Below are 14,520 nucleotides of genomic sequence, written 5' to 3'. Positions count from 1 at the left end.
ACAGGATCATCCCCATGAGCTGGAACCCGGCCCTCGAACCCGGTTGCCCCGACGCGGTGGGCGTCGACGCGATCGAGACCCTCATCGTGCCCCGCGCCCGCGACATCGGCGGCTTCGAGGTCCGGCGCGCCCTGCCGGCGCCGCGGCGCCAGATGGTCGGCCCCTTCATCTTCTTCGACCAGGCCGGCCCGGCCGAGATGCTGACCGGGCAGGGCGTCGACGTCCGGCCCCACCCGCACATCGGCCTGGGCACCGTCACCTACCTGTTTCGCGGCGACTTCCACCACCGCGACAGCACGGGGGCCGACCAGATCATCCGCCCGGGCGCGCTGAACTGGATGGTCGCCGGGCGTGGCGTGTCCCACTCGGAGCGCACCTCCGCCGCCGCCCGGAGCGGCCCCAACAGCCTGTTCGGCATCCAGACCTGGGTGGCCCTGCCCGAGGCCGCCGAGGACATGGCGCCGCTGTTCGAGCATCATGGCGCGGCGGCGCTGCCGGTCATCGAGGACCAGGGGGTGTCGGTCCGGCTGATCCTCGGCGACGCCTATGGGGAGACGGCGCCGGCGACGATGTTCTCGGAGACCTTCTACGCCGACGCGACGCTGGCGGCGGGCAGCCGGCTGCCGCTGCCCGACACCCACGAGGACCGGGCCGTCTACATCGTGGACGGGTCGATCTCGGTCGCCGGCCAGGTCTACGAGGCCGGCCGGATGATGGTGTTCCGGCCCGGCGACCGCATCACGGTCGCGGCCGGCGACGGCGGGGCGCGGCTGATGATCCTGGGCGGCGCCACCCTGTCGGGCCCGCGCTTCATCTGGTGGAATTTCGTGGCGTCGTCGCGGGAGCGGATCGAGCAGGCCAAGGCCGACTGGCGCGCCCAGGACTGGGGCAGCGGCCGCTTCGACCTGCCGGCCGGCGACCGGGACGAGCACATCCCCCTGCCGGGCTGACCCGATGCGCCTCGATGACCGGGGGGGCCTGATGACCGGCGGGCCGCCGGAGCGACGCCGGCGTCGTCAACCGTAGTATGAGACCCGGTGGTCCGGCGGCGTCGCCGGCGGCGCGCTCGGCAGCCGCAAGCGGACGCGCAGCCCGCCGAGCGCGCCCGGCTCCCGCCAATCCACCGGCACACCCATGCACCGGCACAGCTCGGCGACGATCGAGAGGCCGAGGCCGACCCCGTCGCCGCCGGCGTGCCCGAGCCGTTGGAATCGTTCGAACGCGCGCTCGAACGCCTCCGCCGACAGGCCGGGGCCGTCGTCCTCCACCAGCAGATCGGTGGCGGCCGGCGCGTCATGGGCGAGCGTGACGACGACCCGGCCCGGCGATGCGGCGTACTTCACCGCGTTCTCGACGAGGTTGCGCAGCACGATCGCCAGCAGATCCGGGTGAGCCGTGACGGCGGCCGTCCGGGGCGAGTCCAGCGTGATCTCCACGTTGCGCGCGTTGGCCGCCGGCACCAGCCCGGCGACCACGGACTGAGCGAGGTCGACCAGGTCGATCCGGCTGCCGGGGTTCCGCGTGAGATCGATCGACTGCGAGCGGGTGACGTCGAGGAGCTGCGTGATCAGCCGGCCCGCCCGGTCCGTGGCCTCCACGATGTTGGTGAAGCGCGGTCGGACGCGCGCGGGCAGGTCGTCGTCGAGGGCCTCGACCTGGGCCCGGATGGCCGTCAGCGGGGTGCGCAGCTCATGGGCGGCGTTCGAGACGAAATCGCGCTCGCGGTCCAGCACCAGCCGCAGACGGTCCATCAGCCCGTTCAGCGCGTGGGCGACGCCCTGCAGCTCGCTCGGCGCCTCCGTCTCGTCCAGCGGGGCGAGGTTCTCCTCGCTGCGCTCGCGGACCTGGCCTGCGAAGGCACCGAGCGGTGCCAGGCCGGAGCGGATGCCGACCGTCAGGGCGACGCCCACCAGCGCCGTCGCCGCGAGGACATAGACGGCCACCAGGCCCGCCACCTGGAGGGAGGACAGCACGGGTTCCCAGGCGTCGATGCCGATCACGACCCGCGTGCCGGTGCTCTCGTCCTCGAATCCCCGGAGGAGCCGCAACTTGCCGCCGATGTCGGCCTGGCCGTCCAGGGGCAGGGCCAGTGCCCGTTCCGGCGGCAACGCCTCCGAGGCGTAGAAAAGCTGTCCGTTGCGGCTGATCACCACGAGGTAGTCGTCGAGGTCGAAGTCGGCGTCGTTCTGCTGCTCGAAGACCGGCATCACCGTCGGCGACGCCGGCTGTGTCGCCGCGAAGGCCAGCATGAGCTGTGCGGTGTGGGCGGTGCGGCCGTGGAAGGATTCCTTGTATTCCAGCGCGACGGCGCCGACGATCAGGAGGGAGGCCGGCACCCAGACGGCCGCGATCAGCCAGGCCAGCCGGCGCTGCAGGCGCGCGCGGATCGACGGCATGCTATTCCCTCTCCAGCATGTAGCCGACGCCGCGGATCGTCTGGATCAGGTCGGCGCCGAGTTTGCGGCGGATCTGCGAGACGAACACCTCCAGCGTGTTGCTCTCGGTCTCCCCGCCCCAGCCGTAGAGATGGTCCTCCAGGGTGCGCCGGGTGAGCACCCGGCCCTGGTTCTCGACGAACAGCCGGAACAGCGCGAAGACCTTCGGCGTCAGCGCGATGCTCTCGTCGCCGCGCAGCACGGCGTAGGAGGCGGGATCGATCCGCAGATCCCGGTACTGCAGGACCTCCGACGGGCGGTTGCCGCGGCGGCGCGCCAGCGCGCGGCAGCGGGCCATCAGCTCCTCCATGGCGAACGGCTTGACCAGATAGTCGTCGGCGCCGAGGTCGAGGCCGCGCACCCGGGTGTCCAGCTCGTAGCGCGCGCTCAGGATCAGGATGGGCAGCCCGTGTCCGGCCGCCCGCTGCTCCCGCAGGATCTCGAGGCCATCGCGGTCCGGCAGACCGAGGTCGAGGACCATGAGGTCGAAGGCGTCGAATTCGGTGGCCGCGTCGAGCCCGCTGCCGTCGGTGAGCCAGTCGACGGTCATGCCGGCCCGGGTCAGGCGGGCGCGGATGGCGTCGCCGATCAGCGGGTCGTCCTCGACGAGCAGAATGCGCATGCCTCACTCCCGGTTGGTTCGGGCGAGAAGGTCCCACCGGAACCTGAAGCGAAACTGAGTCGCCATCCGTCACCGCGTTCAGGTCCGGTTCAGGCACCGCTGGCATGGTCCGCGCCGACACCGACCCAACATAAGGCATAATCCACATGAGACGTGCATCCATCGGCCGCGGCATGGCCCTGGCGACCGCCTTCTGCGTAACCGCGGCGATTCCCACGGCGGCCGCCAACGCGGCGCCGCAGGACGGTGCCCCCGGCGACTGGTCCTTCGCCCTCGGGGCCGGCGCCTTCTACGCTCCGGACTACGAAGGGTCCGACGAGTTCGAGGTGATGCCGCTGCCGCTCGTCGAGGTGTCCTGGCGCGACCGCGTGCGCCTCACCACCATGGGGGAACCGGGGCTCTACGCGACCCCTTTCATGACCGACAAGCTGCGGTTCGACCTCGGCGTCCGCTACGATTTCGGACGCAAGGAGGACGACAACGACGCCCTGAAGGGACTCGGCGACCTCGACGTCGGCGCGGTGGGGGTCGTCCGGCTCGGCTACGCCGTCGGCCCGGTGGACCTCGGCCTCGAGGTTGCCCGCGACCTCTCCGGCGACCGCGAGGGACTCACGGCCACCGTCGAGGCGGAGTACGCCATCGACCTGTTCGGCGGGCGGGCGCGCCTCGGCGTGACGCCGTATGTCACCTGGGCCGACGACGAGTACATGGGCAACACGTTCGGCATCACGGCGGCCCAGGCCGCCCGCTCCGCCCGTCGCTACACCCGCTACGACGCCGCCGCCGGAATCAAGGACGCGGGCGTTGCCGTCTCCCTCGCGTACAACGTTACCGATTCGATCCAGGCCATGGGCGGGGTGGGTTACGGCCGCCTGCTCGGCGACGCCGCCGACAGCCCGCTGGTCGATCGTGAGGGCACCGCGGACCAGCTCACGGCGCTGGTCGGCGTCAGCTATCGCTGGTAACGGGCGCTCGTGAGATGATTCGTGAACTTCCTGTCCTCGGCGCCGGCGTGGTGATGGTGCTCATGGCGGCGGCCTGTGTCCCGGACCAGGACTCGGCACAGCCAGGACCGACGCGCACACCCCCCTCCATCGTCGTCGTCGAGGCCGTGGAGGGTCGGATCAGCGATCGTGTCCTTGCCACCGGTTCCATCGAGGCGGTCGAGGAGGTCTACGTCTCCCCGCTGGTCGACGGGCTGTCCATCCGCGCGGTGACCGCCGATCGTGGCGACCGGGTGGAAGGCGGCCGCACGCTGGCCGTTCTCAACGACGACGCCCTTCGTCTGGAGAAGAGCGAGACGGAGGCCTCCCTGGCGAAGGCGGAGGCCGCGTTGGCGCAGGCGCAGGCGCAACTCGCCGAAGCCGGGGCGAACGCCGACGAGGCGACCCGCGTCGCGGAACGGGCCGCACGGCTGTCGGCCAATCAGACGGTCTCGGTGGCGGAGGTCGACCGGCTGTCGGCCCTTGCCACCGCGGCGCGGGCCCGTCGGCGCTCGGCCGGGCAGGCCCTGGGCATCGCCGCCGCGGACATCCGGGTGGCGCGTGCCCGCGTCGACGACGTCGAGCTGCGTCTCGCCCGCACCGCCGTCAAGGCCCCGGTCAGCGGCGTGATCTCCGTCCGGAACGCCAAGGTCGGGGCGATCACCAGCGGCGGCGGGCAACCGCTCTACGCCATCATCCGCGATGGCGCGGTCGAGATGACGGCCGGGGTTCCCGAGACCGATCTCGGCAAGCTCGCGGTCGGAATGCCGGCGACGGTCGCGCTGGCCGGCGACGGCATGGCCGTTCCAGGGACGATCCGCCGGATCGCTCCGACGGTCGACCCGCAGACGCGTCTCGGCACCGTCCACATCGCCCTCGCCGACACGGCGGCCGCCCGGGTCGGCATGTACGCCAGCGCGACCGTCATCGCCGAGGAGAAGCGGGCGATCATCCTGCCCCGCGCGTCCATCACGTCGGTCGACGGGGGGGCGGCCGTCCGCAAGGTGGACGACGGCGTCGTCCGTCTGGTGCCGGTGTCGGTCGGCATAGAGGACGGCCCCGTCGTCGAGATCCTGTCCGGTCTCGCGGCGGGCGACCGGGTGGTGGCGAAAGCGGGCGTCTTCGTGCGCGACGGCGACCGCATCCGGGCGGTCGAACCGGCGCCCCCGGCAACCCGTGGAACGGACCCCGGGCCATGAACGTCTCCGCCTGGGCCATCCGCAATCCCGTCCCGCCGATCCTGGTGTTCGTCGTCCTCCTCATGCTGGGCTGGCAGTCCTTCGGCGCCCTGCCGATCACGCAGTTGCCCAACATCGACGTGCCGATCGTCTCGATCGAGGTCACCCAGAACGGTGCCACGCCCGCCGAACTCGAAACCCAGGTCACCGAACCCGTCGAGGACGACGTCGCCGGCATCGCGGGCGTCCACCACGTGCAGTCGACGATCACGGACGGGCGGTCCACGACGTTCGTCACCTTCCGCCTGGAGGTCCCGACCGCCCAGGCGGTGCAGGACGTCAAGGACGCGGTCGACCGCATCCGCGGGGACCTTCCGGCTGCGATCGACGCCCCGATCGTGTCGAAGGTCGAGATCGAGGGCCAGGCGATCCAGACCTTCGCGGTCTCCTCCCCCGGCATGACGCTCGAGGAACTCTCCTGGTTCGTCGACGACACGATCATCCGGGCCCTCCAGGGGCAGCGCGGCATCGGCCGGGTCGACCGCCATGGCGGCGCCGATCGCGAGGTCCGCGTCGAGCTCGATGACGACCGGCTGAATTCCTTCGGCGTCACCGCGGCCGAGGTCAACGACCAGCTCCGACGGATGAACCTGGATCTCGGGTCCGGCCGGGGCGAGGTGGGCGGCCGCGAGCAGGCCATCCGGCTGCTGGGCGACACGCGCGACGTGGCCGGGCTGGCCGACACGATGATCGGGCTGCCGAACGGCCGCTTTGTCCGCCTGTCGGAGCTTGGCCGCGTGGCCGACACCTACCGTGAGCCGCAGTCCTTCGCCCGCTTCGACGGCCGTCCGGTCGTCACGTTCGCGGTGTTCCGTGCCAAGGGCGCCAGCGAGGTGACCGTCGCCGAGGCGGTGGCCCGGACGCTGGACGCACTGCGCGTGCGGCACCCGGATGTCGCCATCGCCCTGGTCGACGATCTGGTGCACATCACCTACGGGACCTACGAGGCCGCCCTTCACACGCTGGTCGAAGGCGCCGTTCTGGCGGTCGCCATCGTGATGGTCTTCCTGCGCGACTGGCGGTCCACCCTGTTCGCGGCGGTGGCCCTGCCGCTCTCGGCCGTCCCGACGTTCTGGGTCATGGACCTCCTCGGCTTCTCGCTGAACCTCGTCAGCCTCCTGGCGATGACCCTGGCCACGGGTATCCTCGTCGATGACGCGATCGTGGAGATCGAGAACATCGAGCGGCACGCCCGCATGGGCAAGTCGCCCTTCCGTGCCGCGATGGACGCCGCCGACGAGATCGGCCTGGCGGTCATCGCCACCACCCTGGCGATCGTCGCGGTGTTCCTGCCCGTCTCCTTCATGCCGGGCATCGCCGGGCAGTACTTCATCCAGTTCGGCCTGACGGTCGCGGTCTCGGTCCTCTTCTCCCTGCTGGTCGCCCGGCTGATCACGCCCGTCCTGGCGGCCTACCTGGCGCGCCCGGCGGGGGCCGGCGACGACCGTCATGGCCGCGGCGACAGCGGCATCATGGCGTTCTACACGGCGCTGATCGGCGCGACGACCCGCTGGCGCTACACCACGCTGCTCGCCGCCGTCGGCGGACTGGCCCTCTCGGTCCACCTCCTGGCCCAGGTTCCCGGCAGTTTCATGCCGCCGGAAGACGACGGTCGGATCAGCCTGTCGGTCGAGCTGCCGCCGGGGGCGATGCTGGAGGACACGGAACGCACCGCGATGGCGCTCCATGAGCGGATCAGGGACGTCGACGGGATTGCGAACGTCTTCGTGCTCGGCGGCACGTCGCCGGCCGGTGACCGCGAGGTGCGCCGCGCCGCCGTCACCGTTCTTCTCGACCAGCTCGACCATTCCCTGCTCACCACGCTCGTCAACGACGTGATCGGCGGCATCCCGCTGATCGGGCCGCACCTGCCGAAGCGGCCGGCGACCGGGCGCACCACGCCGCAATGGCGGATCGAGGCGGAGATCCTCGCGCGGCTGCGCCCGCTGCCCGACGCGCGCGTCGTCAAGATGAACGAGGAGGGGGAGCGCGAGCTGTCCTTCAATCTGGTGTCCGAGCACGACGCGGACCTGGACGCGGCGGTGGCGACCTTGGAGGCGAAGCTGCGTCGCGATCCGCTGCTCGCCAACGTCGGCGCGGACGGCGCCCTGCCGCGGCCGGAACTGCGGATCCGGCCGCGGGACGAGCGCCTGGCCCGTCTCGGCATCACCGCCGAGCAGCTGTCCGAGGTCGTGCGGGTCGCCACCATCGGCGGCGGCGACCGGGAGCTGACGAAGATCGCGCTCGACGGGCGGATGATCCCGATCCGGGTGCAGCTCGACCGCGACGTCCGCGGCGATGCCGCGGCGATCCGCAACCTGAAGGTCCCCACGGCGTCCGGGGCACTGGTGCCACTGTCGAGCGTCGCCGACATCGGCTTCGCGGAGGGGCCGAGCTCGATCCGGCGCTACGACCGTGCCCGCGTCGTCGGGCTCGGCGCCGATCTGCCGGCGGGGGTTGCCCTCGACACGGCGTCCGACCGCTTCTGGGAGATCGCGGCCGAGGCCGCGTTGCCGGCGTCGGTCGAGCTGCGCGAAAGCGGCGACGTCGAGGTGCAGGGGGAATTGCAGCAGAGCTTCGGCGACGCCATGCTGCTGGGCCTGATGATGGTGCTGGTGGTCCTGATCCTGCTCTTCCGGGACGTGGTGCAGCCGTTCACCGTCCTGTTCTCGCTGCCGCTCGCCATCGGCGGCGTCGCCGCCGGACTCATCCTCACTCAGAACCCGCTGTCGATGCCGGTGCTGATCGGCATCCTCATGCTGATGGGCATCGTCAGCAAGAACGCCATCCTGCTGGTCGACGTCGGCATCGAACGGATGCGTCGCGGTGTCGACCGCAGGGCCGCCATCATCGAGGCCGGGCGCACGCGCGCCCGCCCGATCATCATGACCTCGGTCGCCATGTCCGCGGGCATGCTGCCCTCCGCCCTCGGCGTCGGCGAGGGCGGCTCCTTCCGCGCCCCGATGGCGATCGCCGTGATCGGCGGCATCATCGCCTCGACGGCCCTGAGCCTGGTCGTCGTCCCCTCGGTGTTCCTGATCATGGACGATCTCTCGCGGCTGCTCGCCCGCACCGCCGGCCGCTGGGTCGGCAGGAAGGACGAGGAGGACCCGCCGCCCGATCGCCGGGCGCTCGCCGCGCTTGCCGCCGAACAGGGCCGCGCCGTCGACAGCCTGGAGGCGCGCGTCAGGACGCTCGAGGAGGATGAGCCGTGCTCAGGGCGGTGCGGGCGCGGGCCCGACTGGGGCCGGCCGTCTCACACGGCGCGGTCGGCGTAGCCGCCGAAATCGCCGCTGCTGGGCTGGTAGCCGTTGGCGAACAGGGGGGAGGTGACCACCATGTCGGCGGTCGCCTGGTTGCAGGCCATCGGGATGTTGTAGAGGGTGGCCAGCCGGGTCAGGGCCTTGACGTCGACGTCGTGGGGCTGCGCCGTCATCGGGTCGACGAAGAACACCAGGAGGTCGATCCGCCCCTCGGCGATCAGCGCGCCGATCTGCTGGTCGCCCCCCAGCGGCCCGCTCTTCAGGGCCGTGACCTCCAGGTTGGGGTGGGCGTCGTGGACCTTGCGCCCGGTGGTGCCGGTGGCCCAGAAGGCGTGCCCGTCCAACAGCCCCATGTTGGCACCGATCCAGGCGATGAGGTCGGCCTTGCGGGCGTCGTGGGCGACCAGGGCGATGCGTTTGCGGATCATGGGCGGCTCCGTCGGAAGGGATCGGGTGGGTCGGGCGGACCGGCGTCCCGCACCCCTAGCACGCTTTGCCCCCGCCCGGCCCATGCCGGATGGGCAGGGCGGGGGTGACCGGATCAGGCGACGGTCAGGGTGAGGGTGCCGAGACCGGGATAGCGGGCGACGCAGCGGCTGCCCGGCTTGATGAACAGCGTGCCGGTGCACGACCCGGTGGTGACGCTGTCGCCGGCCTTCAGGCCGCCGAACGGCCGCGACCCGACATTGGCCAGCCACACCAGCAGGTTGACGGGATCGCCGGCGGAGTTGCCGCCGACCACGTCGACGGCGAGGCGGCCGTTGATCTCCAGGGCGATGGGCTGGCGCACCGGGTCGAGGGAGCGCCAGTCGGCGGTGGCCGCCGGGCCGACGACCAGCGCGCCGTGGTTGGCCTGGTCGGCGAGGTGGCTGAGCGCGTCCTGGGAGCCGTACGCGGTGAACCGGGTGTCGCAGATCTCGAAGGCGGGGTGCATCGAGGCGACGGCGTCCAGCACCTCCTCGCGGCTGTAGGGGCGGGCCGCGGCCGGCAGGTCGCGGGCGAGGCGGTAGACGATCTCCGCCTCGATGCCGATGATGTGGAACCGCTCGGCGGGCAGCGCGTCGACTTCGAAGAAGAGGGTCTGCGGGTTGATGGGGGCGCAGCTCGGCTCGGCGTCGGGGGCCGGGCCGCCGACCTTCCAGGCGGTCACCGGGCCGAGGCTGCGGGCCACCGCGGCCTGGATCGCGTAGGCCTCGTCCTTGGTGGCGGGGCGGGCGGCGGCGGGCAGCGCGGCGAGGGTCGTCCGGGTGTGGCGGGCGGTGAGCAGGGCGTCGACGGCGGCGTTCAGCGCGCCGGGGAGGGTGAGGGTGTCGGGCATGGCGTGATCCTCGTGGGTGTGGCCGCCCCGTGGGGGGCGGCCGTCCTAGGGCGGTGCTCCGGTCATTCCGCGGGGGTGGCGGCGGTCAGCAGCGCCGCGTCCGCCTCGACGCGCTGCGCCTCCTGGTGGCGGGCCGACAGGACGCCCCAGCGGCGCGCCCACCAGGCGGTGAGGATCGGCGTCAGCAGGGCGGTCACGACGACGCTGGTGGCGACCAGGGCGGTGGCGGCGGGGGCCACCGGGGCGAAGGCCGGCTCGATCGAGGCGATGATCGGCGGCACCGTCACCGCGGCCCCGGCGGTCGAGGCGGCGCCGATGCCGGCGGTGCCGTTGCCCTTGGCCAGGAAGATGTCGGCCAGCACCAGGGTGGTGCCCGTCACCAGGATCACCACCAGCCCCAGGACGATGCCCAGCAGGCCGGTGTTCAGGATCACCGTGAAGTTCAGCGCGTTGCCCAGGGCGAAGGCGAAGAACGGCACCATCACCGAGACACCCTGGGTGAAGAAGGCGCGCAGGTCCTTGTCGAGGTTGCCCAGCGTGAAGCCGATCACGAAGGGCAGCAGGGCGCCGACCATGGTCTGCCAGGGGAAGCTGGCGAGCCCCGCCACGCCCAGCGTGACCATCGTCATGAACGGGCCGGATTCCAGGCACATCAGGCAGAAGGCGCCGGATTCCTCCTTGGTGCCGTACTGCTGCATCAGCGCCATGTACATGCCGCCGTTGGTGTCGTTCATGGCGGCGATGATCGCCAGGACCGAGAGGCCGGTGAAGAACCCGGAGGTGACTCCGGCGGCCGGGATGAACCAGGAGGCGACGACGCCGGCGGTGGCCGCCGTCAGCACCTTGACCGACACCAGAACACCGCTCTTGCGCAGCACCAGCGGCGTCGCCTTCAGGCTGATGCTGGCGCCGATGCAGAAGAACCACACCGACAGGATCGGCAGCGTCCCGGTGATCAGGCCCTTGGTGAAGGAGCCGAAGAAGTCGGCGGTCCAGGGCGCGAAGGTGTTGAGGCAGGCGCCGAGGAAGAGGGGGACGATCATCATCCCGCCGGGAATGCGATCGATCCGCGCTTTGATGTTCATGTCGGTACTCCTTGGGCCGTCCAGCGGTGCCGCGTCTGCCGGGTCGCTGGGCGCGATGCGGGGCGAGGGGGGATTCCGGTGCTCAGGCGGGATCGCCGTCGTCGGCGATGACGGTCGTCGACGGGGCCGCCATGAGCGGGGATCGTTCGCAGGCATCGGCGGCTGGGGTCGGGGCGGCCTCCGGTCGCGTGGTCCGGGCGTGGGTGCCCACTGTCGCCGCGGCGGGCGCTCCGGGTGTTGAGCCAGATCATCGGAATGCTCCTCTCCTGGCCTCGGCCCGGCGCCACCGCTTCGTTGCGGGGGCCGCGGCCGGCGGTCGAGGTGGTGACGGGTGCGCCGGTGCCCGTGCGTCTCCGTCTCCATCGTTATACTAGTATATCAGTTGACCGGCAAGGCGGAAGCGGGCCCGCTCGACCGCGCCGACACAATGTCGCACCCCCGTGGGCAAAGCGTTCCGGACGCTGCGTGAAAACGAAACACGCCCCGTCCTTTGCAGCGCAAAGGACGGGGCGTGGGTGTGGTCCTGGCGAGGATGGCGGGCGTCGAAGCGGCCGGCTCGCGGTCGCCGCGTCAGGGGCGGGGCACGGCGGCGGCGAGTTGGCGGATCTCGTCCCAGCGCCGGCCCTTCACCAGGGCGTCGGGTGTCAGCCAGGTCCCGCCCAGAGCGAAGACGTTGGGCAGGGACAGGATCTCGCCGACGTGCTCGGCGCGCAGCCCGCCGGTGGGGCAGAAGCGCACGTCCGGCAACAGCGGCACCATGCCCCGGAGCGCCGGCGCGCCGCCGTTGAGCATGGCGGGGAAGAACTTCTGCTCGACGAAGCCGAATTCCCGGGCGGCCAGGGCTTCGGACACCGTGGCGATGCCCGGCAGGTAGGGCAGGCCGGTGTCCAGGGCCGCCGCCGCCAGGCGCTCGGTGAGGCCGGGACTGACCAGGAAGCGGGCGCCGGCGTCGCGGGCGTGCGCGAACTGCTCCGGCCGGGTCAGGGTGCCGATGCCGACCAGCGCCTCGGGCACGGCGGCGGCGATGGCCTCCGCGCAGGCCAGCGCCGCGGGGGTGCGCAGCGTCACCTCCAGGGTGGTCAGGCCGCCGGCGACCAGCGCGCGGGCCAGGTCGACCGCGTCGACCGGGTCATCGAGGACGAGCACGGGAACGACGCGCGGCCCGGACAGGGCGGGCTCGAGACGGGGCAGGGTCGGGGACATGGGGGAACCTCGGGGTCAGGGGATCAGGCGGTGCTCCACGCCCGGGTCGCGGCGGTGCGGGAGAAGTAGATCGGGGCGGCGTGGTGGAGGTCGTCGATGGTCAGCTCCAGCCCGTCGAGGTGCGCGGTGATCGCGCGGACCGCGCCCTCGGGGTCGTTGGCCGCCACGGCGTCGAGGATGGCTTGGTGCTCGGCGATCGCCCGGGCGATGTTGCCGGCGACCGGCAGGGTGAGGCGCCGGCAGCGGTCGACCTGGACCTTGACGGCGCGGATCACGGTCCATACGCCCGGCGCGCCGGCGATCTCGGCCAGGGTGGCGTGGAACGCCTCGTCGGCGAGGTGGAAGCCATCGTATTCGTGGGCGGCCTCGGCCTCCTGCTGGCGGGCCAGATGGGCCCGCAGCAGGGCGACCTGGCTGCGCGTCGCCCGCTCCGCCGCCCGCCGGACGACGGTCGACTCCAGGGAGCGGCGGATCAGCCCGGCCTCGGGCAGGGCGGCCAGGGGGATGCGCGCCACGAAGGTGCCCGATTGCGGGAAGATCTCGATCAGGCCCTCGTCGGCGAGCTTCAGCACCGCCTCGCGCACCGGCGTCCGGCTGACGCCGAAGGCCTCGGCGAGGTGCTTCTCGACGACCGGCTCGCCCGGCTTTCGGCGCAGGGAGACGATGTCGTCGCGCAGCGTGCGGTAGACCGTGGCGACGGTGCCGCCGCGCTGGGCCGCGCGGGGGGCGGGGGCCATGGCGGGTGTTCCTTTCCGGGGGGAAGGGGACGGCGCGGGCGGACCTAGAGGCTGGCGGCGGCCATGGCCTCGCGCGGGATGATGGCGCCGCGGTGCTGGATGACCCGGGCGGCCAGGCGGTGGCCGGCGCGGGCCGCCGCCTCCGGCGACGCCCCGGCCAGCCGCGCCGCGAGATAGCCGGCGCTGAAGCTGTCGCCGGCGGCCGTGGTGTCGACCACGCTGTCCACCGGCGTGGCCGGAACCAGGATGTCGTCGCCGCCGGCGATGACCCGGCAGCCGGGCGCCGCGAGCTTGACCACGATCTCCGCCGCACCGGCCGCGCGCACCCGGGCGACGATGGACTCGACCCCGTCGTCGCCGTAGAGGTCGCGCAGGTCGGCGACGCCGGGCAGGGCGATGTCGGTGCGCGCCAGCATGGCGTCGTAGGCCCGCTGCGCCGTGGCGCGGTCCGGCCACAGCCGCGGCCGCCAGTTGGTGTCGAAGACGACGCGCCCGCCGCGCCGGCGCACCCGGTCCAGCAACGGAAACAGGACCGCGCGTCCCGCCTCGCCCCAGATCGCCAGGCTGATGCCGGAGAGGTAGAGGACGTCGTAGCCCTCCAGCGCCGCCACCAGCGCCGGCGACGGCTCCAGCACGAACAGGTCGCGCGCCGGCGCGCGGTCGCGCCAGTAGTGGAAGCGGCGCTCCCCCGCGTCGTCGGTCTCGATGAGGTAGAGTCCGGGCAGCCGGCCCGGCACGCGCAGGACGCGGTCGACCCCCACCCCCTCCGCGGCCCAGGAGGCGACCATGCCGTCGCTGATGGTGTCGTCGCCCAGCGCGGTGACGTAGTCCACCGGCACGCCGAGGCGCGCGAGGTAGACGGCGGTGTTCAGCGTGTCGCCGCCGAACCCGATGGTGAGCGTGTCGCCGGATCGGCGGAACAGCTCGATCATGCATTCGCCGAGGGCGGCGACGGAGCGGGCGGGGACGGCCATGGTCGGTCTCCGGGGCATGGGGTGGTGGGTGGCTCGGTCGGCTTACTGGGCGTTGGCCATGGCGACGGCGGTGTCGCTCATGCGGCAGGAGAAGCCCCATTCGTTGTCGTACCAGCTCATGACGCGCACGAAGGTGCCCTCGATGACCTTGACCTCCTTGAGCGCGAAGATCGAGGAGTGGTCGTCGTGGTTGAAGTCGCTGGAGACCAGCGGCTCGTCGTAGCAGCCGAGGATGCCCTTGAGGGGGCCGGCGGCGGCGGCCTTGATGGCGCCCTGGATCTCCTCGACGGTGGTGGCGCGCTTGGCCACGAACTTGAAGTCGACGACCGAGACGTTGGGGGTGGGGACGCGGATGGCGGTGCCGTCCAGCTTGCCCTTGAGGTCGGGCAGGACCTTGCCCACCGCCTTGGCCGCACCGGTCGAGGTCGGGATCATGTTGAGGGCGGCGGCGCGGGCGCGGTGCAGGTCCTTGTGCATGGTGTCGACGACGCGCTGGTCGCCGGTGTAGGAGTGGATGGTGGTCATGAAGCCGTGGTCGATGCCGACCGCGGTGTTCAGCACGAAGGCGACCGGGGCCAGGCAGTTGGTGGTGCACGAGGCGTTGGAGACGATGCGGTGCCCGGCCGTCAGCTTGTCGCTGTTGACGCCGTAGACCACGGTGA

At 72.2% G+C, this 14,520-nt stretch carries 13 protein-coding genes; 4 read left to right on the top strand and 9 right to left on the bottom strand.

Annotated elements, in window-relative coordinates:
• Positions 1 to 14: 14 nt before the first annotated feature.
• A complete protein-coding gene (locus AC6H2I_RS13155) occupies positions 15 to 950 on the top strand; it encodes a pirin family protein (RefSeq protein ID WP_497501098.1) in 936 nt (311 codons plus the stop codon).
• A 66-nt stretch (positions 951 to 1,016) separates the two neighbouring features.
• Here the strand turns inward: AC6H2I_RS13155 and AC6H2I_RS13150 are convergent, their stop codons facing one another.
• Together AC6H2I_RS13150 and AC6H2I_RS13145 are read right to left on the bottom strand one after the other, a co-directional pair.
• Positions 1,017 to 2,396: a sensor histidine kinase gene (locus tag AC6H2I_RS13150; protein ID WP_497501097.1), complete on the bottom strand. Its 1,380-nt coding sequence runs from the start codon at positions 2,394 to 2,396 to the stop codon at positions 1,017 to 1,019.
• Position 2,397: 1 nt separating this feature from the next.
• Positions 2,398 to 3,057, bottom strand: a complete 660-nt coding sequence (locus AC6H2I_RS13145) for a response regulator (RefSeq protein ID WP_497501096.1) — start codon at positions 3,055 to 3,057, stop codon at positions 2,398 to 2,400.
• A gap of 146 nt (positions 3,058 to 3,203) precedes the next feature.
• On the opposite strand from AC6H2I_RS13145, the gene AC6H2I_RS13140 reads away from it, so the two are divergent.
• Genes AC6H2I_RS13140 through AC6H2I_RS13130 form a run of 3 tightly spaced genes read left to right on the top strand, consistent with a single transcriptional unit; the run spans position 3,204 to position 8,556 of the window.
• Positions 3,204 to 4,022 (top strand): MipA/OmpV family protein, encoded by an 819-nt coding sequence (locus AC6H2I_RS13140; RefSeq protein ID WP_497501095.1) that lies wholly within the window; start codon positions 3,204 to 3,206, stop codon positions 4,020 to 4,022.
• Positions 4,023 to 4,036: 14 nt separating this feature from the next.
• Positions 4,037 to 5,239 carry an efflux RND transporter periplasmic adaptor subunit gene (locus AC6H2I_RS13135; RefSeq protein ID WP_497501094.1) on the top strand — a complete coding sequence of 401 codons (1,203 nt, stop codon included), beginning with the start codon at positions 4,037 to 4,039 and terminating at the stop codon, positions 5,237 to 5,239.
• The gene (locus tag AC6H2I_RS13130) at positions 5,236 to 8,556 is read left to right on the top strand and encodes an efflux RND transporter permease subunit (protein ID WP_497501093.1); all 3,321 of its coding nucleotides are present in this window, start codon (positions 5,236 to 5,238) and stop codon (positions 8,554 to 8,556) included. Before AC6H2I_RS13135 ends, AC6H2I_RS13130 begins: the two co-directional genes overlap by 4 nt.
• Here the strand turns inward: AC6H2I_RS13130 and AC6H2I_RS13125 are convergent.
• The 7 genes from AC6H2I_RS13125 to AC6H2I_RS13095 all read right to left on the bottom strand — a co-directional run.
• Complete coding sequence (locus AC6H2I_RS13125; protein ID WP_497501092.1) at positions 8,535 to 8,969, bottom strand: methylglyoxal synthase; 435 nt, start codon at positions 8,967 to 8,969, stop codon at positions 8,535 to 8,537. The two genes, AC6H2I_RS13130 and AC6H2I_RS13125, sit on opposite strands and share 22 nt — an antisense overlap.
• A 113-nt stretch (positions 8,970 to 9,082) precedes the next feature.
• Positions 9,083 to 9,859 carry a 2-keto-4-pentenoate hydratase gene (locus AC6H2I_RS13120; RefSeq protein ID WP_497501091.1) on the bottom strand — a complete coding sequence of 259 codons (777 nt, stop codon included), beginning with the start codon at positions 9,857 to 9,859 and terminating at the stop codon, positions 9,083 to 9,085.
• Between the two features lie 62 nt (positions 9,860 to 9,921).
• On the bottom strand, positions 9,922 to 10,944 hold the full coding sequence (gene kdgT / locus AC6H2I_RS13115; protein ID WP_497501090.1) for a 2-keto-3-deoxygluconate transporter: 1,023 nt from the start codon (positions 10,942 to 10,944) through the stop codon (positions 9,922 to 9,924).
• Between the two features lie 570 nt (positions 10,945 to 11,514).
• Positions 11,515 to 12,147 carry a bifunctional 4-hydroxy-2-oxoglutarate aldolase/2-dehydro-3-deoxy-phosphogluconate aldolase gene (gene eda, locus AC6H2I_RS13110; RefSeq protein ID WP_497501089.1) on the bottom strand — a complete coding sequence of 211 codons (633 nt, stop codon included), beginning with the start codon at positions 12,145 to 12,147 and terminating at the stop codon, positions 11,515 to 11,517.
• A 23-nt stretch (positions 12,148 to 12,170) separates the two neighbouring features.
• Entirely contained in the window at positions 12,171 to 12,884 is a 714-nt protein-coding gene (locus tag AC6H2I_RS13105) for a GntR family transcriptional regulator (RefSeq protein ID WP_497501088.1), read from the bottom strand.
• A gap of 44 nt (positions 12,885 to 12,928) precedes the next feature.
• Entirely contained in the window at positions 12,929 to 13,858 is a 930-nt protein-coding gene (locus tag AC6H2I_RS13100; RefSeq protein WP_497501087.1) for a sugar kinase, read from the bottom strand.
• Positions 13,859 to 13,900: 42 nt separating this feature from the next.
• A partial coding sequence (locus AC6H2I_RS13095; protein ID WP_497501086.1) for a type I glyceraldehyde-3-phosphate dehydrogenase occupies positions 13,901 to 14,520 on the bottom strand: 620 nt, incomplete at its 5' end.

The sequence above is a fragment of the Azospirillum sp. NS33 genome, from assembly GCF_059703765.1.
The sequence above is the reverse complement of the archived record's forward strand: the minus strand, read 5'-3'. Positions and strand labels throughout refer to the sequence as shown.

What these genes read in the sequence shown, in the direction of transcription:
- AC6H2I_RS13155 (WP_497501098.1), top strand. Translation starts at nt 15, where the DNA reads ATGAGCTGGAACCCGGCCCTCGAACCCGGTTGCCCCGACGCGGTGGGC.
- AC6H2I_RS13150 (WP_497501097.1), bottom strand. Translation starts at nt 2,396, where the DNA reads ATGCCGTCGATCCGCGCGCGCCTGCAGCGCCGGCTGGCCTGGCTGATC.
- AC6H2I_RS13145 (WP_497501096.1), bottom strand. Translation starts at nt 3,057, where the DNA reads ATGCGCATTCTGCTCGTCGAGGACGACCCGCTGATCGGCGACGCCATC.
- AC6H2I_RS13140 (WP_497501095.1), top strand. Translation starts at nt 3,204, where the DNA reads ATGAGACGTGCATCCATCGGCCGCGGCATGGCCCTGGCGACCGCCTTC.
- AC6H2I_RS13135 (WP_497501094.1), top strand. Translation starts at nt 4,037, where the DNA reads ATGATTCGTGAACTTCCTGTCCTCGGCGCCGGCGTGGTGATGGTGCTC.
- AC6H2I_RS13130 (WP_497501093.1), top strand. Translation starts at nt 5,236, where the DNA reads ATGAACGTCTCCGCCTGGGCCATCCGCAATCCCGTCCCGCCGATCCTG.
- AC6H2I_RS13125 (WP_497501092.1), bottom strand. Translation starts at nt 8,969, where the DNA reads ATGATCCGCAAACGCATCGCCCTGGTCGCCCACGACGCCCGCAAGGCC.
- AC6H2I_RS13120 (WP_497501091.1), bottom strand. Translation starts at nt 9,859, where the DNA reads ATGCCCGACACCCTCACCCTCCCCGGCGCGCTGAACGCCGCCGTCGAC.
- kdgT (WP_497501090.1), bottom strand. Translation starts at nt 10,944, where the DNA reads ATGAACATCAAAGCGCGGATCGATCGCATTCCCGGCGGGATGATGATC.
- eda (WP_497501089.1), bottom strand. Translation starts at nt 12,147, where the DNA reads ATGTCCCCGACCCTGCCCCGTCTCGAGCCCGCCCTGTCCGGGCCGCGC.
- AC6H2I_RS13105 (WP_497501088.1), bottom strand. Translation starts at nt 12,884, where the DNA reads ATGGCCCCCGCCCCCCGCGCGGCCCAGCGCGGCGGCACCGTCGCCACG.
- AC6H2I_RS13100 (WP_497501087.1), bottom strand. Translation starts at nt 13,858, where the DNA reads ATGGCCGTCCCCGCCCGCTCCGTCGCCGCCCTCGGCGAATGCATGATC.